We start from the raw sequence: 24,653 nt of genomic DNA on the forward strand, positions 1-24,653 counted from the left end.
TCGATTTTCATCTCCCACGTCACCTATCGAAGCGATGAGGATATGCGGGTCTTGGGTTTGCTACTGATTAGTCAGTAACAGTGAAGCCCATAGAACGAGCAGTACCTTCGATCATACGCATTGCAGCTTCCAAGCTAGCAGCGTTCAAATCTGGCATTTTTGTTTCAGCAATTTCTTGTACTTGTGCACGAGTTACTGAAGCAACTTTCGTTTTGTTAGGTGTACCTGAACCTTTTTCAACACCTGCAGCTTTTTTCAAAAGAACAGCAGCTGGTGGTGTCTTACAGATGAAATCAAATGATTTATCTTCATATACAGAGATTACAACTGGAATGATCATACCAGCTTGGTCAGCTGTACGAGCGTTAAATTCCTTAGTGAATCCCATGATGTTGATACCTGCTTGACCAAGTGCTGGTCCGACTGGTGGAGCTGGAGTAGCTTTACCAGCAGGGATCTGAAGTTTTACAAGTTTTTCGACTTTCTTAGCCATCTTAAAAATCCTCCTATTGTGGTTTTGGCGGTAATTACAGATTTTTACCTCCCACAAATATGTGTTTTACACATACCTTTTCATTATACATGATTTTAAAAGAAATGCAAGCTTTATGTTTACTTTTCTTCACATTTTTTATAGAATGAAAGTATGTTTGAATCAATCCTCTTTATAAAAATCATTGCAGTTCTTTTCATCTTTCTGACCTTGGCAATTTCCATTATTGCCGTCAAGTTTTTTAAGCTGCACAAATACGGGCGAAACTTTGCTGATATTGCCTTTCCACTTTATGGCCTGGAGTTTTATCTTATCTCGGACAGGATTTACTATAGCAGTCTACTCCCACACCTGCTCCTAGCCCTTTCCCTGCTATCCATGGGATTGTGCGCCTTCTTCCTCTTCAAGAAAAAAGAGTTCTCCTATAAACGCTTTTTCAAAGTATTTTGGAGAGCTAGCTTTATCCTGACCTTCTTTATGTATTTAGCTCTAGTCATTGCTGTATTGACACTCAAATCCTAGAACAAAGCCCCCTGTAACTCACTGTTACAAGGGGCTCTTTTTATTCATGAATTTCTAATGGTAGGCCATCTGGATCAAAGAAGAAGGCCATCTTCTTCCCATCGAAATCATCTGTGCGAAGGGCTTCGTGTCGAATGCCCAAACGGTCAAATTCTTCCAGACAAGCCTCCACATCTGCCACTTTAAATGCTAGATGGCGAAGCCCAGTGTGTTCTGGATTGGGCATGGCTGGACGAATAGGTGCATCCGGCTTGATAAAAATTTCCAAGACCATATTTCCTTTTTTGACATTGAAGAGAATGTCATTTTTTTCTGGACGGATGTGTTCATCCAACTGCTCAAAGCCTAATTTTTCAACATAGAACTCTCGTGTTCGTTCATAATGGCTGCCGATGATGGCAATATGGTGGACTGCATCAAACTTCATTACTGTGTTTCCAATACCTTTCTGGGTTTGGTGCCTTCTGCTGGACCAATAACTCCTGCGGCTTCCAATTCTTCCATCAATCTGGTTGCTCGGTTAAAGCCGACAGACAAGCGTCGTTGGATCATAGAGGCACTAGCTTTCTGTGTTTCCACTACCAAGGCCCTCGCTTCATTGAAGAGTGGATCCCCACCCTCATCACCAAAACCAGATTCTCCGTCACCGTCTGCAACTTCTCCAGGGTCAAAGGTTTCATCATATTCAGCCTCTGCTTGTTCCTTGACAAAGTTAACAATTCGCTCAACATCGTCGTCGGAAATAAAGGAACCTTGTAATCGAACGGGTGCTGACTCCCCAATTGGATGAAAGAGCATGTCTCCACGACCCAAGAGTTTCTCCGCTCCATTTTCTCCTAAAATGGTCCGCGAATCCGTTCCAGAAGCGACCGCAAAGGCAACTCGAGATGGAACATTAGCCTTAATCAAACCAGAGATAACATCTACCGACGGACGCTGGGTGGCCAGAATCATGTGAATACCTGCTGCACGCGCCTTTTGCCCCAAACGAATAATGGCATCTTCCACTTCCTTGCTGGCCACCATCATCAAGTCTGCCAACTCATCGACAATGACGACAATGAGGGGAAGTGGGATATGTTTTTCTTCTGAACGACTATTAAACTCTTCTACCTTGGTATTGTAGCCTTCCAAATTGCGCACACCGATATGACTAAAGAGCTCGTAGCGTTTTTCCATTTCGTCCACGACTTTTTGCAGGGCCCGAGCTGCCTTGCGCGGATTGGTCACTACTGGAATAAGCAAATGGGGAATATCGTTATAGACGGACAATTCAACCATCTTGGGATCAATCATCATAAATTTGACCTGGTCTGGTCCTGCCTTCATCAAAATAGAAGAGATGATACCGTTAACTGCAACGGATTTCCCTGAACCAGTTGAACCAGCGACCAAGAGATGGGGCATTTTGGTCAAATCAAAAGAACGGACCGAGCCATTGACTGCCTTACCCAGTGGAATTTCTAAGAGCTTACTAGCATCCGTCTTGGATTGTTCCCAAAGTTCTCGGAAAGGAACCATGGCCACTTCTGAGTTTGGCACTTCAATACCGACCAAGGATTTACCAGGAATAGGTGCTTCAATCCGGACATCCTTAGCAGCCAATGCCAAGGCTAAGTCATCAGCCAGATTGGAAATCCGATTGACCCGCACACCTACAGCCGGTTTTAGCTCATACCGTGTCACAGATGGACCGATCTCCGCACGCTCAACCACTACCTTTATACCAAAGCTGGCAAAAGTGTCTTCTAAAACCTTAATATTTTGCCGGACAATCTTTTTCTCATTTCCTTGTCCTTTGGACTTGACAGGTGCAAATAGGTCAATGGACGGCAGTTTGTAAACCAAATTCTTCTTGGGTTTGAAATCAATCTGAATATCTTGACCATCATCTTCAGCAATAGGCTGGCTCTGAGGGGAAATTTCTTCCTCATCCTCCACCAGCATAACCGGAAATTCATCTTCTACCTGATGGTCATAGCCAGAGATAATAGGAACTTGGAAAGTTTGTTCTTCCAGGATTTCACCAGTTTCCAAGTCAATCCGTCTATCATCTAACTCAATGGTCTGAGTATTTTCCGTTTCCTCTAACTGAAGTCGCTCTTCCTCAAGGCGAGCCAATTCTAGCTGACGTTTTTCTTCTCGTTCAACCCGCTTGACCTCACGAAGCTCTGCCCGTTTTGCCTGACCCTCAGCCAACTTATCCTTAGCCAGTGATAAGCCATCCGCCACATCATAGACAGACCATGGACCTAACTTAAAAATCCCAAAGGCCAAGAACAAGAAACCGATGAAGAAGGCACCAGCATTGGCAAAGAGGACGGACACCGGCCAATAAAAGATACTGCCCAGCAAGCCACCTCCAACAAAGTTGGTCACCTGAAACTTAGATAAATCGCTCAAGATAAGTTTGAAGGTCTGGTTGAATAGGTCTCTTCCTTGATATCCCAAATCCAAATATGCCTGAAATTCGATTAGAAGTCCGATAAGAAGAAAACAAAATCCCGATACAGTCCCTTTGCGACTGCGAATACGTGCCGGCGCAAAGAGGAAAATAAGGGCACCTACCAAGACTAGGTAGGTCACACTTCCAAACAGTAAGCGCAGTAAATTATAACTCGTTACCCCAAATGCTCCCAAGCGAATAGCAGCGAAGAGGGCAACTAGAATACCTGCCACTCGTATTGTGACATTTTTGACCTTATCTTGCTGGGCCTGTTCTGCCTTGGTCGGCCTACGGGTCGCCTTTCCTTTTTTACTTGTTTTTGCCATAAAATCCTCAACTTTCTCAATCTCTTTATTTTATCATAATTGAGAATATTTTTCATATCAGAAAAAGCCCTGCATTCACAGGACTTCTCTTGGAGTAAAAAATAATTTAGGGAGCAAATATTATAAAGTGTTCAGACATGTCTGCCCTTCAACATAGAAGGTCGAGGTCAAGCTTTCTTGACCATCGTTGACAAGGATTTCCACACAGTTGCTGTCAACCAAGACCAGTAGGTCTGTCGCTTGGACAGTAACTGCTCGGCGAACCGTTGGCCACTCTTCTTCACCAGCTTGCTGGATTTTGAGGTGGCTACGGTCAATGTAGACTTCTTGGCTTTCCTTATCGTAACCAAATTGCAGGTAATCTTGGTCGCTTCCAAGTTTTACTTCCAAACTATCTTCCAGTTTAAGAGAGAGCTTGCTTGGACCTTGGATACTTTGTCCAATTTCAATATCCTTGAAGACTTCCAAGACACTTGTTGGCAGAACTTGGTACAATCCGTTTTCAGTTTTCTTGAGAATGCGTGGAAGGGTCATCTGACCGTACCACTTATGGTCTAGGTCATTGGTCACCAACTTGCGACCCCAGGTGTGCATCCAGGCTACCATGATCCGTTCGCCTTCTGGACCTTCAGTCGTTTGAGCTGCATAGAAATCATGACCGTGGTCAATTTCCTTAAAGGAATCTGCCACAAAGACTTTCTTATCCCAGTCCACATGACCTGTCACAAAGATATTGGAGTTGAGATTGACAAAATCATTTCCGTCTTTTTGGTAACGCATGGGAGAGATAATCAGATACTCTTGACCGTCCACTTCAAAGTAGTCAGGACATTCCCAGACAAAGCCTTGGTTGGCCTCACCTTTCAAGAAGATAGACTCAAATGTCCAATCCGTCAGGTTGGGAGAGCTGAGTAAGACGATACAGCCGACATTGTCCTTGTGCTTGGTTGCGACAACAGAGTAGTAGTGACCATCTTTCTCAAAAATCTTCGGATCGCGGAAGTCATTGGCAATGACTTCTTCTGGCAGTCCTTCTGCTGTTGCGACTGGATTCTGCTCGATTTTTTCAAAGTGAATACCGTCAGTCGAGAAGGCCATGTTCTGAACTTGACTAACTGTCCCGTCTTCATTGTTGATATGACCGGTATACATGAGCCAGAGAACATCATCTTTGACAATGGCAGAGCCCGAGAAACAGCCATCTTTATCGTAAGCTTTATCAGGAGCTAGGGCAACTGGAAGCTGTTCCCAGTTGACCAAGTCCTTACTTTTTGCATGACCCCAGTGCATCGGTCCCCAAACACTCTCGTAAGGGTTGAATTGGTAGAACAAATGGTATTCTCCACGGAAGTAGATAAATCCATTGGGGTCGTTTATCCAGCCTGTTTCTGGTGTTAAATGGGCTTGCGGTTTGAAAATCGGATTGACCTTTCCTTTTTCTGTCTGAATAATTTGATTGGCTTTATCAACTGTTTTCACAGGCAACCTCCTTTTAAATTACTGATTTGCTTTGTATTGATCGTAGTATTTTTGCTTGATAGCCAACCAATCAGAAAGACCATAGCTTTCCAATTCTTTCAAATAGCTATCCCATTCCGCATCGACACCACCGTTGACAATCCATTCTGCACGTTTGCGGTAGATGAAGTCGTTCATGTCTGCTTCAACTTGGGCAATCTTATCCAAATCTTCTTGTTCCATGAAGACACGAGGGTAGATATCATCGTTGGTCACATAGTCAAGATAAGTAGCGTGCATCAAGTCCAAACGCCATTTAGCATCGTCTGGCATAGTTGTCACAGTTCCGTAGTACTCATCAAGAATAGCAAGCGGTCCACCAACTTCTGTCTTCTGACGCAATTCGCCTGGTGCAGTACCGTTCAATGGCAGGTGCTTAAGGCTATTGGTTGCTGTATCAAGTTCAAAGATGTTTTGTTGGGTTTCATCACCATAGGTACCCCAGTTGTTTTGAACAGATTGGAGCGGAGCATATTGAGCGTCAATCCATTTAGCTGTCAACTCCAAGTTTTTTGAAACGTTTCATTTTTCTTGTAAAAATAAAACCAACTGTTTATTGATGATTTTATTTTATCATTGTAACCGCTTTCTGTCAACTGTTTTTTAAAAATTTTTTGTCGTTTTTCCTTCTAGGTAAGAAATTGGTAATGTGACTTGGAGAGGACGCTCCCTTTTCTCAATAATATCGACTAAACAGGCAACTGCTTCTTGGGCCATAGCCTCCAATGGCTGACGAATGGTGGAAAGTTCTAAAGAACGTTCACTTGCCAACTGAATACCGTCATAGCCGATTACCTGCACATCTTCTGGAACCCGTCGTCCCAGTTTTTCCAAAATAGAGAGGGTGTCGAGAGCCACAAAGTCATTGATGGTAAAAATGGCATCAATTTGCGGGTTGGCAATCAAAAATTTCTCGACTGCCCCGACAAAATCATCATAGGGTTCTTCCAAATCCAAGACTTGACAAGGAAAACCAGCTTCTACTATTCGTTTTTCAAAATAGATTCTGCGCTTCTTGGTTTCGTTGATGGTTTTATTGTGCCCACCAATAAAGGCAAAATGGCTACCACCTTTTGCAATCAAGATGTCCGCCGCTAGCTCTGCTCCTGCTTGGTTGTCCGAACTGACACAGGGAATAGCCTTATTTTCATAGGTGCGGTCGATACTCACAAAAGGAATATTGGACGATAGGTAATCATCAATGGGACTGTAGGTGATGGCGATAATGCCGTCCACCTTATTTTGTTGCAGCATAGTCAGATAATCCAGTTCCCTTTTTGGACCAGAAATATTGCAAAGGAGCAACTTGTAATTTTTCTTACTCAGTTCAACTTCAACATGATAGGCAAATTCTCCAAAAAAAGGATGCCAAACTGTCGGAATAATCAAGGCAATGGTTTCGGTCTTGTTCTTCTTCATGCCACGGGCGTAAACATCTGGGATGTAATTTAATTCCTTAATGGCTGCATTGACTTTTTCAAGCGTACTTTCCTTAATACCTGGCTCATTGTTGATAACTCTTGATACAGTTCCAACGCTTACACCAGCAACCCGCGCAACGTCTTTCATGGTGATTGATTTTTGCTCTTCCATGGTTTACCCCTTTCTTTTGAAACGTTTCAATAATTTACACTAGAATATCATTGATAGCGTTTTCTGTCAAGGGAAATAGACATATTAGCAAATAAAAACACCCAAAAAGCTAGAATGTTTCTAACTTTTGGGTGCCGTTCAAAAATCTTTTCTATTTTTATTTGTACATCTTCTTCATTGGGTGTTTTGCAAGCACTTCTGGGTGATTATCGAGAGCAGCTCTACCTTTTTCCGTCAAAGCATAACCTCTGACGGTAAAGTAAGGTGCCAGTTTTTCTTCTGTCAAGTTGTCCTTGAGGGCAGTGTCCAGGTCTGCTGCCTTCATCTTGGACAGACCTGTCACTCCTTCTGCTTTGAGGATATTTTTCTTAGCAGTCGAGGTGATATGGTCTAGGGAATCAAAGGCTGATTCCACATAGGCATAACCGTCTACGATCAACTGCTCCATGTGAGCAGGACCGTTGATACCATACATGTACTCAAAGTACTTGGAGTAGGGCGTCGTCGTTTCAAAAGAACCTAGGCTAATCCGCCATAGCAAAATAATATCACCTGGCAAAATGCCTTCTTCCAGACGAACCATATTGCGTTTGGGCACTGGCTTGGCTTCTAAGAGCCAGGTCGCTAGGTCGCGTTCTGGGGAGATATAGGGCTTGACCTCGTGGTCCTTATACATTTCTTCAATACGTTTTTCTAGTGACATGTTCAACTTTCTCCAAGGGTATTTCTATCAGCCTGACTGGTTTGATCGACCAAGATTTTTGACTGATAAACTCCTGCTATTATACACTATTTTGTGGATTTCAAACAGAAAAGGAACCCTAGCTCCGATTAAAGCCTAGGAATCGGGTCCCCTGAAAATGTAGGGTTCCCCTGTCGCCCTCAGCCAAGAGGGCAAATTCATCCGAGCGAACACGAAACTCTTGCCGTTTGCCTTCCCATTCGAAAGTCACATAATAATTGGTCCGTGCCATTTCATTACCAAAGACATGGGTCCGTTTGGCAACAAGCTTGGCAGTACACCTTTCTCTTGGTGACTGATTATTACGAAGCCACTCCGTCGTATTTTTGAATATCTGAAAACAAACGGTTCCTAGTATGAGTGTCGCAAGAGCGTAGAAAAACAACATAAACAAACCTGAACTATTGACCAAATCTTCCATACTTAACTGCTCCTTTTTTTACTAATAGTATATCAAATTATCCACAAAAATCTATAGAAATTTTGTCACTTCAGCAGAAAATTGAAAATTGTATGAAATCATGGTAAAATGAGCATAATTTTACGTTTCCCAGAAAGGATTTTCCATGAAAAAACGACTATTTTTTGCTCTAGCATCCACAATTTTATTAACAGCCTGTGCAAGCAATTCCACTACCAGCACTGAACAATCAAGCTCATCTAGCTCCAGCTCGACCCTGGCAACCACCACAGACACAACTGCGTCTAGTAAGTATGCTAAAGACTTAGCCTACGCCATCAACAATCCCGATGCTAGTTTTCCACAGCTATCTAGCGATATTGCTGAAAACGAGGCGGCTGTAAAAATCAAAACGACCGAGGGGGACATCACTATCAAACTCTTCCCAGAGCAAGCACCATTGACTGTGGAAAACTTCCTGACCCATGCCAAAAACGGCTACTACAATGGGACTATTTTCCACAGGGTTATCAAGGACTTCATGATTCAAGGAGGAGATCCTCTGGGAAATGGTACAGGCGGTGAATCTATCTGGGCTGGAAAGGGAACGACTATCGACGCCGGCTATGGTTTCAAAGATGAAATTTCTGCCTTCCTCTACAATATACGCGGTTCATTGTCTATGGCTAATGCTGGCGCAGGAACCAATGGCAGTCAGTTCTTTATCAACCAGAATACAACCGATATGTCTAGCCAACTCTCGTCCTCGAGCTATCCAGGCAAAATCATCGAAGCCTATAAGAATGGCGGAAATCCAAACCTAGATGGTAAGCATACTGTCTTTGGACAAGTCATCGAAGGAATGGATATTGTGGATAAAATCGCCTCTGTCGAAACAGATAGCAGTGACAAGCCAAAAACAGATATCAAAATTGAAGCCATTGAAATACTGAAAGATTACACTAAATAACAGAATAAAAAAGCTTGAGAAAATTACAAACCTCAAGCTTTTTTCTATACTGAACTAGTTGCGACGATATATGCCCTTGAATACTTTATAAAGAAGGGGTACAGCAATGATAGTTGTAACCGCAGTGCCATAGGTTCCTAAAATTTTACTCAAAGCAGCAAGGAAGGATGCCGATAAAGTTAGCCCACCGACTAAACTTCCCGTTAAAGTATACTTTAAAACATTCAAGATAATTTTGGTGATAGCAGCAACAACTCCAACCAAAACAATATTTGATAGGCTATCATTTTTCTTTAGAAATTTCTCATAAAAAAGGTGAAGAACAAGGCAGACAATGAGCGACTCCAAAATAGTAATCCAAGCCACCGCTGCGTACCCAGATAGCAAGTCAAATACTCCCAGACCAATAGCAGCCGCAAGTGCTCCTTTTTTGGATCCAAAAAGTAATACTCCTACTACCACCAGTGCATTGCCTAGGTGAACAAATTGACTACCAAATGGAATACGAATGAAGAAGACAACCACACAAATAAGGGCTGCAAATAGACTAACTTCTGTTAATGAGCGTAAATGATTCTGTTTCATACTTTCTCCTTTAGTTTTTGAAATGCTTCCTGTAATTCTGCTAGAAATGGCTCAAAATAAATCCCTAATTGTAAGTCTCGATTTAATGAAAGAGTTTGTTTTAAACTCTTGTCAATAAAGTCTAAAGCGAGGGGAATTGCCTGATGAAGACTGATATTTTCAATGGTTGCTAGAGCCAACAAGGTAGATAATATATCCCCTGTTCCAAAGAAGTGTGCTTGATATTTCTGAGACATATAGGTCGTTATTTCCCCTGTTTCCTGCTGAAAATAGGCTACGCCAATTTGGCGATCACCAAAGGTAATCCCTGTCAGTACAATATCTGCAGATACCTGCTCTGCCAAAGATATTATTAAATCCTCAATATCCTGAATATCGTAGAAATCGCCCAGATAATCCCGACCTGTTAAAAGTGCTGCCTCTGTCAAATTTGGTAGAATTAGAGTAGCTGACTGAGCCAGTTCCTTCATGGCTTCAACATAGGAAGGTGTAAAACCTGAATAGAGTCGCCCATTATCACCCATAATCGGATCGACAATCAAGGGAGTTTCTATTTCTTTAGCATAGATAGCCAGCTGACTTAGTTGCTGGGGACTTCTGCAATAACCTGACAAAATTCCAGCTACTTCCAAATTCAATTTCTTCCACTGTCCCAAATAGGCCCTATTCAAATCAGTCAACTCTTGGCTGACAACATCTGGGAAACCGCCTGTATGTGAAGATAAAAGCACTGTGGGCAAAAGCATTGTTTCTACCTGACAAGCTGCCGCAAGAGGGATACTCGTTGCAAGTGCAACCTTACCAACACCAGGTAAGTCGTTCGCAAGCAATAATCGCTGAATCATGACTACCTCCTAAATTATTTTTCATAAACAAAATTGTAAAGGATTTTCATACATTTTTCAATATTACATATCCATAACTGTATGGGGACAGATTACTGTGCAAATTATTTCAACAAGAAAAAAGCAGGTTGCCCTACTTTTCACAATTTCTCTTTAAACTAAATTTCTCTGGGACAGGATCCAAGCCTCCATCTACAAAGGGATGACAGCGACCAATACGAGCCAAGCCCATCAAAAATCCTTTGAGTCCATGTGTTTGTAAGGCCTCTATCATGTAACTTGAACAAGTCGGCTGATAGCGACAGGAAGGTGGAAAGAGGGGAGAAATATATTTCTGGTAAAACCTGACTAAGCCTATAAGGAGCTTGGTCATTTTTTCTTCACCGGTTTTGTAACTGCTAGCGTATGCAGTTTACTAATGTCTTTCTTATTAAGCTTGCGGTATTCACCTGGACGCAAACCAGTAAGGTCCAAATTTCCAAAGCGTGTACGAGAAAGCTTGTCCACCTGCAGACCAACCGCTTCAAACATCTTCTTAACCTGATGATTACGCCCTTCATGAATGGTCAACTCAACCACAGAACGATTTTTAACTGGGTCAACCTCGATGATCTCATAAACAGCTGGCTTAGTTTTCTTACCATCAATGACAACACCACGGGTCAAGGGACGGAGTACTTCCTTGTTAGCAACTCCTTTGACACGCGCCAAGTAAACCTTATCAATCTCATTTCGAGGGTGAATCATCTCATCCGTAAAATCACCGTCATTGGTCAAAATCAAGACCCCTGACGTATCCCAGTCCAATCGACCAACAGGATAAATCCGTTCTTTTACAGTCGGCAACAAGTCCACAACTGTCTTTCTGCCCTTGTCATCTGACACACTGGAAATAACACCTTTTGGCTTATGGAGCAAGTAATAAACTTTTTCCTCGTTGTAAATAGGTTGGCCTTCTACTTCTACCTTATCTCCAGACTTAATGGTCGTTGCCAATTCACGAACCACTTGACCATTGACGGTAACACGACCTTGCTTAATCAATTCTTCTGCCTTACGACGACTGGCTACACCAGCGTGGGCAATGTATTTGTTAATTCTCATTTTCTAACTCATTTCTTTCTAGGAATAGCTCGGTTTCTTGCTCCACCAAGTCAAGTTCTGATACATCAGGCAATTCTTCTAGACTGTTAATCCCCATATAATCCAGAAAATAATCCGTTGTCACATAGAGATTGGGCCTGCCAAGCACCTCTTTCTTCCCATTCTCACGAATGAGGTCAAAGGCCTGCAACTTACTGATGGCACCGCTGGAATTAACTCCGCGAATATCATCAACTTCAATCCGTGTGATTGGTTGCTTGTAGGCTACGATTGACAAGGTTTCCAAAAGGGCTCGCGACATGGTCTGATTGATGGGGGTTTTAGCATAAATCCGCAACAAGTCGGCATACTCCTTTTTCGTCACCAACTTGTAGCGGTTGGAAGATTCTAAGAGAGCCAGGCCTGATGCCTTGTCGGCCATGTATTTTTCACTGAGTTTTTCTAATTGCTGGCTGACAGCTGTGGGCTGCAATTCCAACATTTCAGCCAAATTGCGTAAACTCAAGCCATCCTCACCTGCCACAAAAAGCAGGACTTCGATTTCAGCTAAGCGATTCATCTTCACTCCTTACTAGATAAATATCTCCAAAAGTTTCCTTTTGTTCCAAGATAATCTCATGAACCTTGACCAACTCCAAGGTGGCAAGAAAAATGGTAATCACTTCATTGATATCCTGGCTCTCCTGAAAAAGCTGACGCAGTTCAATACGAGGGTTAGCCTCAAAACGACTACGGACAAGGTCCATCATGTCTTCGATCTTATACTCATCCCGAGCAATAGTTGCGTGGGACTGACGGAGACGGGCCTGCTTTTCAGCCATAACCTTAGAAAAGGCAAGGAAAATATCGATGACAGTTTTATCTTTGGCCAGCTGGACATCCTCATAAATCAAGTCCAGCTTGGGTTTTGAAAAATAATTGGCCCTTTCATCATGTTGCTCTCCCAATTTTTCGCTGAGGAGCTTGAACTTGCGGTATTCTTCCAATTGATCCAAGAGATCCATTTCTGGGTCGTCCTCGGGATCTGTCTGTTCAACGACTTTTGGCAAGAGCCTCCGGCTTTTAATGACCATCAATTGACTGGCCATGACCATATACTCTCCTGCCACCTCCAAGCGCATGGCTTGCAAGGTCGCAATATAGGCCAGATATTGCTCAATGACTTCCGTAATTGGAACCTCATAGATATCCATTTGGTACTTGGACACCAGATGCAGTAAGAGATCCAAGGGGCCTTCAAAATCTTTTAATTTTATATCCATTATCTAAATTTTTCCAAACTCATACTTGTTTTTAGTCCCAACTGCTTGGCGATTTGGTCCAAGGATTTTCCTTCTCCTATTTGAGCTAGAATGTGCTGTTCTCGCAATTTTTGGGCAGTCCAATCCGACTTCCCAATGGACTGAACAAATTCGGTCAAGCGATTGAAAAACCACTGACGAGAATAGGTCTGTCCTTTCTTGTCAAAGACATAGTACCCTGTCAGATGCCCTTCAAGGTAGCCAACTAATTCCTTGGGAATGGACAGAACACGCTTGGTCACACCTTTCTCTACTGTCAAGACTTGAAAATCCAAATTGACCTGCTGGCTAGTCAGCTCTGCTATTTCACTAGGCGTCAAGCCTAAATATGCTATCAAAAGTGCGATGAGCTGACCTTCTAGCCAAGGACTTTCTTGAAAGAGTAAAGACAAGTCTTCACTTTCCAACTTCTTTTTGACACGAGCCGGTCCTGCCATAGCCTGTAGCTTGTAAAACCTGTCCAAGTGACCTCTTTCATAAAGAAAGTAGAGAAATTGATTGACCGCCGATAGCTTTCTTTTCTGAGCAGCAGGTTTCAAGTCTAGCAGGGACTGCTGATAAAGCAAGAGTGACTGCTGATCTATGTCGCCCTTGGTCAACTCCACAAATTGCTGTAGGTCATAAGTATAGGATTTTTGACTGTTGACACTGACCTTTTTAGTCTGGATAAACTCTCCTATAGCCTGCTTCATTTCTTGCCTTCTTTTGATGCCAAGGGAAAATTATGCAAAAGTGCATTGATGGCTTTCAGAATAGATTTACGGGTAATAATCCCAAGGAATTCCCTCTTTTCCCCTAGAACAGGTAGGAAGGACTGATCAACTAGCTTGCGCATGACCTCTGTCAAATCATAATCCAGACCTACCGTTTCTACATCCGTCTTTGCAATCAGTGAAATATCCGTGTTCAATTCATCGTCTGATAACTCATGCTCAGCCTGGTATTTAATGATTTCCGTCAAGCCAATGGTTCCAAAGAATCGGCCGTCTTCTGTTACCACTGGTACGCGGGAATAAGTCATGTGGCTGAGCAACAATTTAGCATGATCAATATTATGGGTATCGATAATAACAGCCAATTTATCTGCTGGGGTCAAGAAGGTTTCTTCTTGGTCCAATAAAAAGGCCTCAAATTCTCGTGCAATCATCTTGAAATATCCTTTGTCAATGCTGGGTAAAGTTGGTGGTGGCGGTTATAGTATTCCACATGGAAATGGTCTTCAGTGATGGTCACAAGAGCATAAAGGCACTCTCTGACCAAACCACGAGGTTGACTAACGGATCCTGGATTGAGAAAGAGGGTCTTGCCACGCACTTCCGCATCAGGTACATGCAAATGCCCGTACAAACAAATATCCGCATCCACTTCCTGTGCCCAATAATCCAAGCGTTGCCAGCCATAGTTAATACCATAGAGGTGTCCATGGGTTTGGGCAATGGTCACATCACCCAATTGAGTAATGAGCTGGTCTGGATAACCGCCAAAATAGTCGCAGTTGCCATTAACCACTTGAATGCCATCCCACAGACTATCTTGACTATCTAGCTCCGAGTCCCCATTGTGAAAGATGGCATCGACCTTGCCAAGATAGTGGTTTTTAATCTCTTCTACAATCTGTCTATCCCCATGAGAATCACTCATGACTAGGATTGTTTTGCTTGCTCCTGCCATACTGGAAATGCCTCCACTAATTTTTCTAGTGCTTGTGCACGGTGGGAAATCTGATTTTTTTCTTCTAGGGTTAATTCTGCCGAGGTCCTGCCTGTTTCACCGACGAGGAAGAGCGGGTCATATCCAAATCCGTTTTCTCCACGGAGGTCCATACCGATAAAGCCTTCCCAGTCAGCTTCGACAACCAAACTATCACAATTTGGAGCAGCCATAACTAGGGTGCAATGGAACTGAGCAGAACGATTTTTCAAGTCGAAGACCATAGCCAACTCATGCAAGAGCTTGGCATTATTGAGCTCATCTGTGGCATCTGGTCCTGAAAAACGAGCAGACCAAACTCCTGGCAAACCACCTAAAGCATCAACCTTCAAACCAGAATCATCTGCCAAGACCATCTTGCCTGTCAGCTCTGCTATGGTTTCAGCCTTGAGCCGTGCATTTTCTTCAAAAGTCATACCTGTTTCTGCTACATCTGGCAAGTCAGGATAGTTGTTGAGGTTCTCAACTTGGTAACCAAACCGCTCAAAAAACTTACGGAATTCCTTGGTCTTGCCTTCATTTTTTGTAGCAATTAAGATGCTATCTCCTACGCTTGCCAAGCCCTTGTCTTGACCGAAGAAATCAGACATAGCCACACCATCTTTTGGCAGATGAACCAAGAGAAGCTTGTCATTCTCTGTTACCAGAATAGCCCCTTGGTGTTGGAGGGCCTTGAACTGTCTATTGTTTAACTCATTCAAAACATCACAGGCAAACTGGAAGAGGGCAAAGTCAGACTGAAGTTTAATCACCTCAATATTGACACACTGGTTGAAATTCTCATCTTCATAGTTACCAGCAATCAGTTTGTCAAATAATTGACCAGTCTGGTAAATTTCTTGTCCTCTGCCAGTTTCTCCAAAGGAACTAAATAGATTGGCAAAGCTAGCCTTTCCGATAAACCAGTTATGCTCATCTCTGTATTCGTATATCTTGTCTGTCATAGCTCTACATGCTCCACATGAATATCAATGCACATCCAGCTTTCAGCTATTTCTTTAAAAGCTGCCGGACTAGCTGTTGTGTAAAATCGGTGCTGAATATCCTTTTCGGTACGGCTACGGTTGATTTGAAAGTAATTTAATAAAACAGAAATATCCCGTGCACACTCTGCCCCACTGTCTATTAACTTGACATCCTTGCCCATGGCATTCTGGATAATGGGGCGAAGCAGGGGATAATGGGTACAGCCCAAAACCAAGGTGTCCACTTTCCCAACGAGTGGTCGAAGTGTCTCATAAACAACCTTTTTGGCGAGACTCGATTGGTGACTGTTGGACTCAACTAGTGGTGCAAATTTGGGACAGGCCAGGCTGTCTACCTGTGTTTCCGGAGAAAGAGCCTGAATTTTTTGTCGATAAATATCAGATTGAATGGTCATAGCTGTCCCTAATACACCAACTTTTCCACTTTGCGTAGCTTTGATAGCCGCTGATGCTCCAGGTAAAATAACTCCAAGAACAGGAATATCTAGTTTATCCTTAACCTCTTCCCAAGCGACTGCTGTTGCTGTATTACAGGCAAAGACAATCATTTTCACATCTTTTGTCAAAAGGAAGTTGACCAACTGCCAAGTATATTCTCGGATTTGTTCAGCTGGTCTAGGACCATAGGGTGCCCGTGCAGAGTCACCGATATAAACAATTTCTTCGTGAGGAAGTTGGCGCATGAGTTCACGTGCAACAGTCAACCCTCCCACACCTGAGTCTAAAAAGCCTATTGGTCGATTATCCATCATACTGATAATAGCCAGAAGTCTGACTAACCTTTCTTTCTTACTCAAAAAAAGGGAATGGGAAAGAATATCCCAGTCCCATGTCGCTTATTTTTTCTTGCTTGCTGCTTTTTGCTGGCTCTTGATTTGGCGAAGTACTTGTTGTACTTTTGCTTCGCTTGGCTTTTGACCCATTTGGCTCATCATCAAGCGCAAGGCATTTTCATCCAAAACTGGCTTGTCAGCAATGTAGTTTTCCACTTGTTTGCGTGACAAGTAAATCCCCAAGGCTACACCACCTGCAAGTGCCACAAGCACCAAAACAATTACTAAACCGATACCTAATTGCATATCAATCTCCTGATTTTCTAAAAAATAATTCATCTGGTATTGCATCGCGCAATCTCATACTGACACTATTATACCAAATTCCCCAAGCTTTTCCAAGACTTACCTGTCAAATTCAAAACCGTAAATGGTTGCGAAATAGTCTTCTGGTGTTTCAGCACGGCGAATCATACGAGCTGTGCCATCTTCCTGTAAAAGGATTTCAGAGGAACGCAGACGACCATTGTAGTTGTAACCCATAGAGAAGCCGTGGGCACCACTATCATGGATGACCAAGGTATCTCCTACTTCTGCCCGTGGCAATTCTCGATTAACCGCAAACTTGTCGTTGTTTTCACATAAAGAGCCTGCTACATCCACTACTTCAATCGGAGCGTCTGGTCGAGTGATGTTAGTGATATGGTGATAAGCGCCGTAGAAGGCTGGGCGCATGAGGTTGGCAGCTGAGGCATCTACACCTACATAGGTCCGATAGGTTTCCTTACGATGAAGCACCTTGGTAATCAAGTGACCATGCGGCGCCAACATAAAGCGACCCAATTCCGTAAAAATTTTGACATGTCCCATACCCGCTGGAGTAAGAATTTCCTCATAAACCTTGCGAACTCCCTCACCAATGACAGCGATGTCGTTTGCTTCTTGATCTGGGCGATAGTTGACACCAATCCCACCTGATAGGTTGATGAAGTCCAAGGTCACTCCTGTTTCCTCACGAATTTCCAAGGCCAATTCAAAGAGTTGACGAGCTAAGACAGGGTAGTAGTCATTTGTTACTGTATTCGAAGCTAAAAAGGCATGAATACCAAATTCCTTGACACCAAGTTCTTTTAACTCCTTGTAGCCCTTCATCAGCTGGTCCTTGGTCATGCCAAACTTAGACTCTTCAGGATGGTCCATAATATCCGTTCCCAGTGAGAATACACCACCTGGATTGTAACGGAGGCAGACGGTTTCTGGGATACCAGCAACATTTTTCAAAAATTCGATATGCTCATAGGCATCCAAGTTGATTGTTGCGCCAACTTTACGAGCATAGACAAACTCTTGGGCTTGCGTATCATTTGATGTGAACATAATGTCCTTAAAGCCCAGTTTTTCACTCATGAGCACTTCTACATCCGTTGCACAGTCCACTCCACAGCCTTCTTCTTGCAAGATTTTTAAAATGGCTGGTGTCGGTGTCGCCTTAACCGCAAAATATTCCTTAAAGCCTTTGTTCCATGAAAAAGCTGCATTAAGGGCACGGGCCTTCTCACGAATACCTTTTTCATCATACAAATGAAAAGGAGTCGGAAATTGCTCCGTAATGGTTTCTAGAACTTCTTTACTAACAAATGGTGTCTTGCTCATCTCTCTACCTCATCAAATATTTTTCCTATTATACCACAGAACATCCTTTTCAGAAAATGAAACAGTTTATCCCAACTATGAGGTCGATGTCTATTTCCAGAAAAATAAAGAGCCCCTAGAAACTTTCTACACTATCCGTTTTCTAGGGTGCTTTTCATTATCTATAACCGGAAATTGATACAGATTAAATTCTAAACTGAGGCTTATAAATCTATTTCTTATTCAAACCAAGATTTATGTATCTTCTCCGCATCCTTTATCTTTCGGGGACCAGTTCCAAAGCGTTCCGCATCCCTATCTTCCTTATAGGGCAGGAAGTAAGCCCCGACAATATAAAGCGCCAGTGTGAGCAAAGAAGTTTTTCCTAAAAACAGGGCAGCTAGAAAAAGAACACGAGTGACCCAAGCTTCCCAGCCCAATTTGTGGGCTAGACCTGCAAGTACCCCCGATACAATCTTACCCTGTCTTACCTTATACAAATCAATTGACATCTTTTATTCCTTTCACATAGAAAGACCCCTGTCCCATCTGCCCTTTTACAAAGAGCAAATCACTGCCAGATTTTTCAAACTGATAGGGGCTATTTTTCTTCTTACGATTGACCAGAACCTGACCAGATGAAGAAATCAGTTGCCCTTGCATCCCTTGAGATTTTCCTGGGTAGAGGGTGACTTGTGCCTGGTTTAATTGAACAGATAGATGCTGTGGGTAGCCACCGCAGGTTGTCAAGCGGATATCCTGTTGTTTTTTATCCCTTGCACTGCGGATAGAAATATCCTCAAACGGTAAATAATCCAAGCGAGCATCTGCCTGCCCCAGTTCCAAGTCCAGTACAGACATCCATTCCTGAGGTAAACTAATGGTCAGACGACAAGGCAAGCTACTACTAAAATACAGACCACGTTTCTCCACATAGATACGAGGCAACTGGTTTTCAGGAGCATCCTGATTGTAGATAATTTCAACCCCGACCTGATTAGACTTAGCCTTGGTCATGGTTAGCCGTCCTTCTGATAGCTGTAAAAATAAGGATTCTATCCCTTCAAAGCTATAGGCCTGCTTCAATTTTGAAGAAGCAAAGACCTTGAAATTGGGCAAGGTAAAGCCAGTCTTGTGTTTTTCTTCCACAAAGAGCACATCCGGTCGTTCCTCAAATTTCAAAAAACAGGCCCGTGCCTCTTCCTTGGTCAAAATCCCCTTTTCATAAAGCTCAATCAATCGTTCTTGTTGTTTCTGTACCATGATTTCACCTCAATTCCCTTCTAGTATATCACAAACTTCCTGAAAAACATCAGCCCAAAGGCTGATATTGGCAAACCGAGGCTAGTCCATAGGACTAGAGCACCTTTTCTGAAAATAATTGAAAATGTGACAGAGAAACAAGAAAATAGAAAGAAGTATCTCAGATTTGGACGGTAAAAAATGAATACGCTTGGGAACTGCGGAAGTTGGGGGAGATAACTGAAAAGCAATTTGGAGGAGGTACTCCAACAACTTCTAATGCTTTATTTTGGGAAGGAAATATTCCTTGGATACAATCATCTGATTTAGAGGAAGGTATTTTTAGTGTAGGTCCTCGAAAATATATTACCAAGGATGGTCTAGGGAATTCATCTGCTCAACTAATACCTAAAAATTCTATAGCAATTGTAACGAGAGTTGGTGTGGGGAAATTAGCTTTCATGCCGTTTACTTATACCACAAGTCAAGATTTTTTATCAATTAGTTATTTAAAAACAAATGAGCTTTTTACAACATATTCTTTATATATAAAATTACAAAATGAAATAAAAGTATTACAAGGAACATCGATTAAAGGGATTACTAAAAATGAGCTTTTGATTAAAGAAATACCAATCCCTTCCCTCCCCGAACAAGAAGCCATCGGCACTTTCTTCTCCACCCTGGACCGCCACATCACCCTTCATCAGCGTAAGTCGATTTCATGTCTAGCTTAGGCCAGATAAGTAGCGCATGACTAAATCTGTATCTTGATTTTCAAGTTCTGAGATGACATGCATGTACACTTTTTGTGTCGTTGTCATGGAAGAATGTCCCAACCGCCTTGACACGCTAGCTATTGAAACGCCAGCATACATCAAAAGAGATGCATGGGTATGTCTAAGACCATGGATAGAAATGACTGGAACACCCACATTTTTACAATGTCGCTCCAACCACTTATTTGGCGTAGAGTTGCAGACAGGTCCATTGACAAAAATAGGTTTGTCCTGAGGTAGGTCTTTAATCAATTGTTGAAATTGCATACTTAACTGCCAGTCAATCTGCACTTTTCTCACGGAAGATTTATTTTTGGTCGGCAAAAAACCACCATTTCCCTTGTAATTCCAAGTTTTTGTCACAGATACATTTTGCTGGACAAAGTTGAAATCAGCTGGTGTAAGCCCTAGAGCCTCTGAAAATCGTAAACCTGTTTTCGCAATAAGCAAAATCAACCAGTCCCAATTGATACGGCATTCCAAGTTCAAATCAGACAGAACATTATGCAGTTCAAACTGATTGAGGTATTTCATCTTTTTAATTCTAGGAGCCTTGCCCTTAAAAATCACCTTTCGGGTGGGGTCCCGATCGATGTAGCCCTCGTCAACAGCATCCAAGACCGCTCCCTTGAGCTGATGATGAAAGTCAATAACCGTCTGACGTTCGTGGGTCAAAGCATAGTCGTTCAAAATTTGCTGATAGGTCGTCCTATCCAACTGATAAAGAGCCAAATCAGGAATAATATTTTTCAAATGAACATAATTATTTCTATATTTTTCCAAAGTAATGGGTCGAACCGCCCCCTCTTTAAACAGCCTGGTCCATTGTTTAAAATATTCATGAAGTAAAGTTTCTCGTGTAATTTTATTCATCATATCCAATCCTTCTACGACTTACGCTGATGAAGGGTGATGTGGCGGTCTAGGGTGGAGAAGAAAGTGCCGATGGCTTCTTGTTCGGGGAGGGTGGGGATAAGAATATTAATGTTTTCAACATCTGAGGAATTGTATGAGGGCAATGCTCCTACCTGAGTTAGTTTTGTCAAATCAATTTTTTCGAAAAGTATTTTACCAAAATCACTATCCCACTGACTATGATTAAAAATATAGGTCATTGTATTGTTATCAAGCAAGAAAGGTTGCCTTATCAAACGCTTACGATTTAACATTACAGCCGCACCAACTTTTGCAAAAAAGATAGCAGGTACTTCTGTTATAACTCTCCATTTTCGTCTACTAATTTGTTCGTCTGTTACATAATTATTTGCTATAGTTAATTCATTTTCATTCCCATCAATATTCATGTCGGAAACTTTAAAGAACGGAATTCCCGTCAACCCACCTTGTTCTTTCTCTGGAAATCCCACGCCCGACTTCGCATATCCTACTTCCCCCAACTTCCGCAGTTCCCAAGCAGGAGTATTTTTTCCCTATTCCACAGTGGCTGAAGATGACAGTTTATTCATTTGATAGCTACTAGAAAATATTTTCTGTTGGTTTCTGAAAACGGCAAAAAAGACCAAGAAAAATCTTGGCCTTAGTGGTCTTACTTGTATTTCTGCTTGGTTTCTGCCATCCACTGTGGAAGAACCTTGTTCAAATTCATATTTAACTTCAGCTTACTGCCTGCGAACTCATTGGTCGCTCGTTCTGGATCCAAGGTCGTAGCGATTTCCTCACGGTAAGGAATATCATCTGGCTTACTTGTGTTGTACTCCTGTAGTGACTTCCTAAGCAAGTCACTATCAATTCCCCATTGATTTGCAAATTCCTTGATAACCGCAAACTGCCTGTTCTCCTGCCATTCTTTAAATGCGACGTCAAAATCGACAGAGGCAGACAAATGTCCTGTGACCAATTCTTCATTGATAAAGGTTTTCAAGGCTTCAGCTAGTTCATTCTCACCAAGGTTGCTCAATTCTTGGATTTGCTCCAAAATCAAGACCAAATTATTGTCATTGATTACTTGGAAACCACCTTCATTGGTTGTTTTGTTTCCTATCAAAGCAAATAAGCTTTGTGCATCAATGATTTGACTACCCTGCAATTTGGTACGCCCCTTCAGGTCTTTTGGTATCCAATCATCGCCATCAGTTCCTCTAGGAAACAGGTTTCTATAAGCACCAATGTACTGGAGCCAGCTATGCTCATCCAATCCAAAGGCTTCATCATCCCATACAAATTCATAGTATTGCTTGACACGATCCAGTTGCTTGAAGGTTTCTTTAAAAGCAGTTTTAAACGCTTCCTTCTTCTCCTCATCATACTGGATGTCAATCCACTTGGTCGGGTTGGGCAATTCTGACCGTAGAACCTTTACTTTTGTCCGAAGTAAGTCTACCGCAACCCCATATTTTTCAACAAGAACACGGCTATTGCTTCCACCGCTACCGTATAACAACAAGGCTTCCTTAACAATCTCTTCTGTTATGCGAGGGTATTGGAAATTGATAATGGTACCAAATTCCTTGCTGGAACCAAAAACCCGGTTGGTTCGAGAATAGGCCTGTATTAAGCCCTGTAATTCCAGCTTCCTATCAACGTAGAGAGTATTCAAGCGTTTGGCATCATAACCCGTCAAAAGCTGATCTGCTACGATGAGAATATCAATATTCTTCGGATTACGACCACTTCCACCACGCTTGGCACGGTCTGTTACATCCTCAAAATAGGCATCCTCACCCTTTTTCTTGTCACCAGCCATAAAGCGGAGACCTGTAAACTCTTCATAATCCGCGAACATCTCTTCAATGACTTCCCTAGCAACATTGTCAGGATCATTTTCATTTCCAAAACTAAAGGTCATGGCAATATTGGGCTTGGCATCTCCATTCCTAAACTGCTCTGCTATTTGCTTTTTAAACTCGTGATAGTAGGCGATAACCCGCTCCTTAAAAGCAACTGTCAGCATGGCATTGAACTCACCACCCTGTGATTGTTCCTGCCAGCCCGACAAAATCTCCTCTACCACTCTAGGAATATGGGTTTGATCGTGATAGACCAAAAGTCCCTCTTTTGCCGCATGCTTTTCTACATCCAATTCTGACAGCCGCATGACTTGACGTTCAATCTCTTTGACAGCTTTCTCTGGATGTTTTTCTGTTAGAAGTTCAATCAAATCTTCACGTAAATCTTCATAGCTCCTAAATTCACCAGTATTGATGTAGTCCACATGAAAGCCAAGGACATTCCCATCCGCAATTGCCTCGTCAATCGTATATTGGTGCAAAAGAGGACCAAACAATTTTTCAGTCGTGTTAATCAACTCACTGCGCTCGTTAATTTTCCCCTTGACCTTGTTTTCATCAAAGAGGGGTGTGCCTGTAAAACCAAAGAATAGACCATTTTTATAGAAATAATCTTTAATCATCCCCATCATATCACCCATGGTTGTCCTGTGGGCCTCATCAATGATGAAAATGATTTTCTTATCTGCCAGACCTCGATCATCAGCATCCATCAAGTCCTTGACCAAATTGCTCAATTTGAAGGTGGTGGTCACAACAATACCGCTCTTTGAAGCAGTTAATTGTTTGCGGAGCTGATAGGTGCTTTTGGTATCGTCAACATTGACAGATTCATAGGTCGCGTAAGCCTTAAAGGCCTTGGAAGTCTGCTCGTCCAAATCCCGTCTATCTAGCAAGAAGACAACCTTATCAAACTCCGTTCGTGTTGAAAGAAATTGAGCTGTTTTAAAGCTGGTAATGGTCTTTCCAGAACCTGTCGTATGCCAAACAAAGCCCCCATGTGGTATTTTTTCCGCATTATCCCAACCAAAAGCTGCCTTTTCAACTGCCTGCAGGGCATAGACCTGATAGGGACGCATAAGCATGTGGCGTCTATTCTCCTCATTATCTGGATCTTCATCGATAATCAGGTAGTCGCCCACCATCTGATGGGCCATTGGAACCATCAGAAAATGCTCAATAACCTCTCTGTAATCTGTCAAGACCCTTTGTCCCAAATGCTTGCCACTTTCTTGGTCTTTCTTGGTGACAGACCAATGAAAAACAAAGGCAGGATTAAAATCGTTGATAGACTTAGGCGTTGCAAAATACCGGGTTTCGATGTCTGTTGTGACCACCATCATTTGAGAAAAGGCCATGAAGTTATTGGTATATTCCCCATCGGCATAGTAGCGTTTAAACTGACCAAAGGCCTCGTCCAAGGACTTGTCACTCCGCTTTTGTTCAATGTTAATCAAGGGCAGACCGTTAATCAATAAGACTAGGTCAAAGCGGTTGCCATTGTCCGACCAAACTTCGCGAGCCACTTGGTAGCTGGAATCTCCCCCACTCACCTGAGCCTTTTTCAAAATGGTTAAGGTAATTTGCTTTTTGGTCACATGTGGGTGCTGGTCACGGTAAATACCATCGATTTTACCCGTAGAACCTTCCATGGATAAGATTTTTGCGGCCTCGTAGCTATTGGAAATCTGCTTGACCTTTGTCATGACTTGATCGAACTCGCTATCGGTAAGAGCAACACCTTCCAAGACATCCGCATTCATACGATTTAGCTCTGACCGCCAATTATTGATCAAATCCTGAACTGTAACTTTCTGTAAGTTTCCATTTAAGTGTTCAGGAGTTTGCCATTTAAACTTGGATAATTCCCGAACGAATTTATCTTGAAATTCACGTTCTGAAGTGTTTTTTGAGATGGTTTCCATACATTTCCTTTCTA

General features: G+C 42.4%; 28 protein-coding genes and 1 pseudogene. 3 read left to right on the forward strand and 26 right to left on the reverse strand.

The window, feature by feature from the left end; translation table 11 throughout:
* Positions 1-67 precede the first annotated feature (67 nt).
* Positions 68-493 carry a 50S ribosomal protein L11 gene (gene rplK / locus PW220_RS07315; RefSeq protein ID WP_105118180.1) on the reverse strand — a complete coding sequence of 142 codons (426 nt, stop codon included), beginning with the start codon at positions 491-493 and terminating at the stop codon, positions 68-70.
* A 153-nt stretch (positions 494-646) separates the two neighbouring features.
* Between rplK and PW220_RS07320 the strand changes: the two genes are divergently transcribed.
* On the forward strand, positions 647-1,015 hold the full coding sequence (locus PW220_RS07320) for a DUF3397 domain-containing protein (protein ID WP_105124608.1): 369 nt from the start codon (positions 647-649) through the stop codon (positions 1,013-1,015).
* A gap of 40 nt (positions 1,016-1,055) precedes the next feature.
* Here the strand turns inward: PW220_RS07320 and gloA2 are convergent, their stop codons facing one another.
* The 7 genes and pseudogenes from gloA2 to PW220_RS07355 all read right to left on the reverse strand — a co-directional run bounded on the left by gloA2 (position 1,056) and on the right by PW220_RS07355 (position 8,061).
* Positions 1,056-1,442: an SMU1112c/YaeR family gloxylase I-like metalloprotein gene (gloA2, locus tag PW220_RS07325; protein WP_172091556.1), complete on the reverse strand. Its 387-nt coding sequence runs from the start codon at positions 1,440-1,442 to the stop codon at positions 1,056-1,058.
* Entirely contained in the window at positions 1,442-3,787 is a 2,346-nt protein-coding gene (locus PW220_RS07330) for a DNA translocase FtsK (protein WP_248054980.1), read from the reverse strand. Before PW220_RS07330 ends, gloA2 begins: the two co-directional genes overlap by 1 nt.
* Before the next feature lie 120 nt (positions 3,788-3,907).
* A complete protein-coding gene (locus tag PW220_RS07335) occupies positions 3,908-5,266 on the reverse strand; it encodes a glycoside hydrolase family 32 protein (RefSeq protein ID WP_248054979.1) in 1,359 nt (452 codons plus the stop codon).
* An 18-nt stretch (positions 5,267-5,284) separates the two neighbouring features.
* Positions 5,285-5,827, reverse strand: a pseudogene (locus tag PW220_RS07340) (type 2 periplasmic-binding domain-containing protein); the annotation flags it as partial.
* 81 nt (positions 5,828-5,908) lie between these two features.
* Positions 5,909-6,898 (reverse strand): LacI family DNA-binding transcriptional regulator, encoded by a 990-nt coding sequence (locus PW220_RS07345; protein ID WP_248054978.1) that lies wholly within the window; start codon positions 6,896-6,898, stop codon positions 5,909-5,911.
* Positions 6,899-7,055: 157 nt separating this feature from the next.
* Complete coding sequence (locus PW220_RS07350) at positions 7,056-7,601, reverse strand: hypothetical protein (RefSeq protein WP_248043742.1); 546 nt, start codon at positions 7,599-7,601, stop codon at positions 7,056-7,058.
* A gap of 118 nt (positions 7,602-7,719) precedes the next feature.
* Positions 7,720-8,061, reverse strand: a complete 342-nt coding sequence (locus PW220_RS07355) for a DUF2500 domain-containing protein (RefSeq protein ID WP_105114546.1) — start codon at positions 8,059-8,061, stop codon at positions 7,720-7,722.
* Positions 8,062-8,206: 145 nt separating this feature from the next.
* Here PW220_RS07355 and PW220_RS07360 point away from each other — a divergent pair, with 145 nt between their 5' ends.
* Positions 8,207-9,010: a peptidylprolyl isomerase gene (locus PW220_RS07360; RefSeq protein ID WP_248043743.1), complete on the forward strand. Its 804-nt coding sequence runs from the start codon at positions 8,207-8,209 to the stop codon at positions 9,008-9,010.
* A 54-nt stretch (positions 9,011-9,064) separates the two neighbouring features.
* On the opposite strand, the gene PW220_RS07365 is transcribed toward PW220_RS07360, so the two are convergent.
* The 15 genes from PW220_RS07365 to PW220_RS07435 form a co-directional block, all read right to left on the reverse strand.
* Complete coding sequence (locus tag PW220_RS07365) at positions 9,065-9,595, reverse strand: ECF transporter S component (RefSeq protein WP_248043744.1); 531 nt, start codon at positions 9,593-9,595, stop codon at positions 9,065-9,067.
* Complete coding sequence (locus tag PW220_RS07370; RefSeq protein WP_316716468.1) at positions 9,592-10,437, reverse strand: pyridoxamine kinase; 846 nt, start codon at positions 10,435-10,437, stop codon at positions 9,592-9,594. Before PW220_RS07370 ends, PW220_RS07365 begins: the two co-directional genes overlap by 4 nt.
* Positions 10,438-10,573: 136 nt before the next feature.
* Entirely contained in the window at positions 10,574-10,813 is a 240-nt protein-coding gene (gene yidD / locus PW220_RS07375) for a membrane protein insertion efficiency factor YidD (protein ID WP_248054976.1), read from the reverse strand.
* On the reverse strand, positions 10,810-11,544 hold the full coding sequence (locus PW220_RS07380) for a pseudouridine synthase (protein WP_248054975.1): 735 nt from the start codon (positions 11,542-11,544) through the stop codon (positions 10,810-10,812). The genes yidD and PW220_RS07380 overlap by 4 nt, the downstream gene beginning before the upstream one ends.
* Positions 11,534-12,103 (reverse strand): SMC-Scp complex subunit ScpB, encoded by a 570-nt coding sequence (gene scpB, locus PW220_RS07385; protein WP_105118165.1) that lies wholly within the window; start codon positions 12,101-12,103, stop codon positions 11,534-11,536. The genes PW220_RS07380 and scpB overlap by 11 nt, the downstream gene beginning before the upstream one ends.
* A complete protein-coding gene (locus PW220_RS07390; RefSeq protein ID WP_248054974.1) occupies positions 12,087-12,806 on the reverse strand; it encodes a segregation/condensation protein A in 720 nt (239 codons plus the stop codon). The genes scpB and PW220_RS07390 overlap by 17 nt, the downstream gene beginning before the upstream one ends.
* A complete protein-coding gene (gene xerD / locus PW220_RS07395) occupies positions 12,806-13,537 on the reverse strand; it encodes a site-specific tyrosine recombinase XerD (RefSeq protein ID WP_248054973.1) in 732 nt (243 codons plus the stop codon). Before xerD ends, PW220_RS07390 begins: the two co-directional genes overlap by 1 nt.
* Complete coding sequence (gene cbpB, locus PW220_RS07400; protein WP_172000510.1) at positions 13,534-13,992, reverse strand: cyclic-di-AMP-binding protein CbpB; 459 nt, start codon at positions 13,990-13,992, stop codon at positions 13,534-13,536. Before cbpB ends, xerD begins: the two co-directional genes overlap by 4 nt.
* A complete protein-coding gene (locus tag PW220_RS07405; RefSeq protein ID WP_248054972.1) occupies positions 13,989-14,516 on the reverse strand; it encodes a metallophosphoesterase in 528 nt (175 codons plus the stop codon). The genes cbpB and PW220_RS07405 overlap by 4 nt, the downstream gene beginning before the upstream one ends.
* Complete coding sequence (locus PW220_RS07410) at positions 14,489-15,499, reverse strand: nucleoside-triphosphate diphosphatase (RefSeq protein WP_248054971.1); 1,011 nt, start codon at positions 15,497-15,499, stop codon at positions 14,489-14,491. The genes PW220_RS07405 and PW220_RS07410 overlap by 28 nt, the downstream gene beginning before the upstream one ends.
* On the reverse strand, positions 15,496-16,290 hold the full coding sequence (racE, locus tag PW220_RS07415) for a glutamate racemase (RefSeq protein WP_248055220.1): 795 nt from the start codon (positions 16,288-16,290) through the stop codon (positions 15,496-15,498). Before racE ends, PW220_RS07410 begins: the two co-directional genes overlap by 4 nt.
* Before the next feature lie 87 nt (positions 16,291-16,377).
* The gene (locus tag PW220_RS07420) at positions 16,378-16,620 is read right to left on the reverse strand and encodes a YneF family protein (protein ID WP_105114558.1); all 243 of its coding nucleotides are present in this window, start codon (positions 16,618-16,620) and stop codon (positions 16,378-16,380) included.
* Between the two features lie 99 nt (positions 16,621-16,719).
* A complete protein-coding gene (locus tag PW220_RS07425; protein ID WP_248054970.1) occupies positions 16,720-17,967 on the reverse strand; it encodes a diaminopimelate decarboxylase in 1,248 nt (415 codons plus the stop codon).
* Between the two features lie 218 nt (positions 17,968-18,185).
* Positions 18,186-18,458, reverse strand: coding sequence for a PspC domain-containing protein (locus tag PW220_RS07430; RefSeq protein WP_172050081.1), 273 nt, complete (start codon positions 18,456-18,458; stop codon positions 18,186-18,188).
* Entirely contained in the window at positions 18,448-19,209 is a 762-nt protein-coding gene (locus PW220_RS07435; RefSeq protein ID WP_172050082.1) for a hypothetical protein, read from the reverse strand. The genes PW220_RS07430 and PW220_RS07435 overlap by 11 nt, the downstream gene beginning before the upstream one ends.
* A 206-nt stretch (positions 19,210-19,415) precedes the next feature.
* Here PW220_RS07435 and PW220_RS07440 point away from each other — a divergent pair, with 206 nt between their 5' ends.
* On the forward strand, positions 19,416-19,925 hold the full coding sequence (locus tag PW220_RS07440) for a restriction endonuclease subunit S (protein WP_248054969.1): 510 nt from the start codon (positions 19,416-19,418) through the stop codon (positions 19,923-19,925).
* Here PW220_RS07440 and PW220_RS07445 read toward each other — a convergent pair.
* The 3 genes from PW220_RS07445 to PW220_RS07455 form a co-directional block, all read right to left on the reverse strand.
* Positions 19,917-20,840, reverse strand: coding sequence for a site-specific integrase (locus tag PW220_RS07445; protein WP_248055218.1), 924 nt, complete (start codon positions 20,838-20,840; stop codon positions 19,917-19,919). The two genes, PW220_RS07440 and PW220_RS07445, sit on opposite strands and share 9 nt — an antisense overlap.
* A gap of 14 nt (positions 20,841-20,854) precedes the next feature.
* Positions 20,855-21,364 carry a restriction endonuclease subunit S gene (locus PW220_RS07450; RefSeq protein ID WP_248054968.1) on the reverse strand — a complete coding sequence of 170 codons (510 nt, stop codon included), beginning with the start codon at positions 21,362-21,364 and terminating at the stop codon, positions 20,855-20,857.
* A 149-nt stretch (positions 21,365-21,513) separates the two neighbouring features.
* Complete coding sequence (locus tag PW220_RS07455; protein ID WP_248054967.1) at positions 21,514-24,639, reverse strand: type I restriction endonuclease subunit R; 3,126 nt, start codon at positions 24,637-24,639, stop codon at positions 21,514-21,516.
* Between the last annotated feature and the right edge of the window lie 14 nt (positions 24,640-24,653).

The sequence above is a fragment of the Streptococcus sp. 29892 genome (assembly GCF_032594935.1).
GTDB classification, from domain to species: Bacteria; Bacillota; Bacilli; order Lactobacillales; family Streptococcaceae; genus Streptococcus; species Streptococcus hyiners.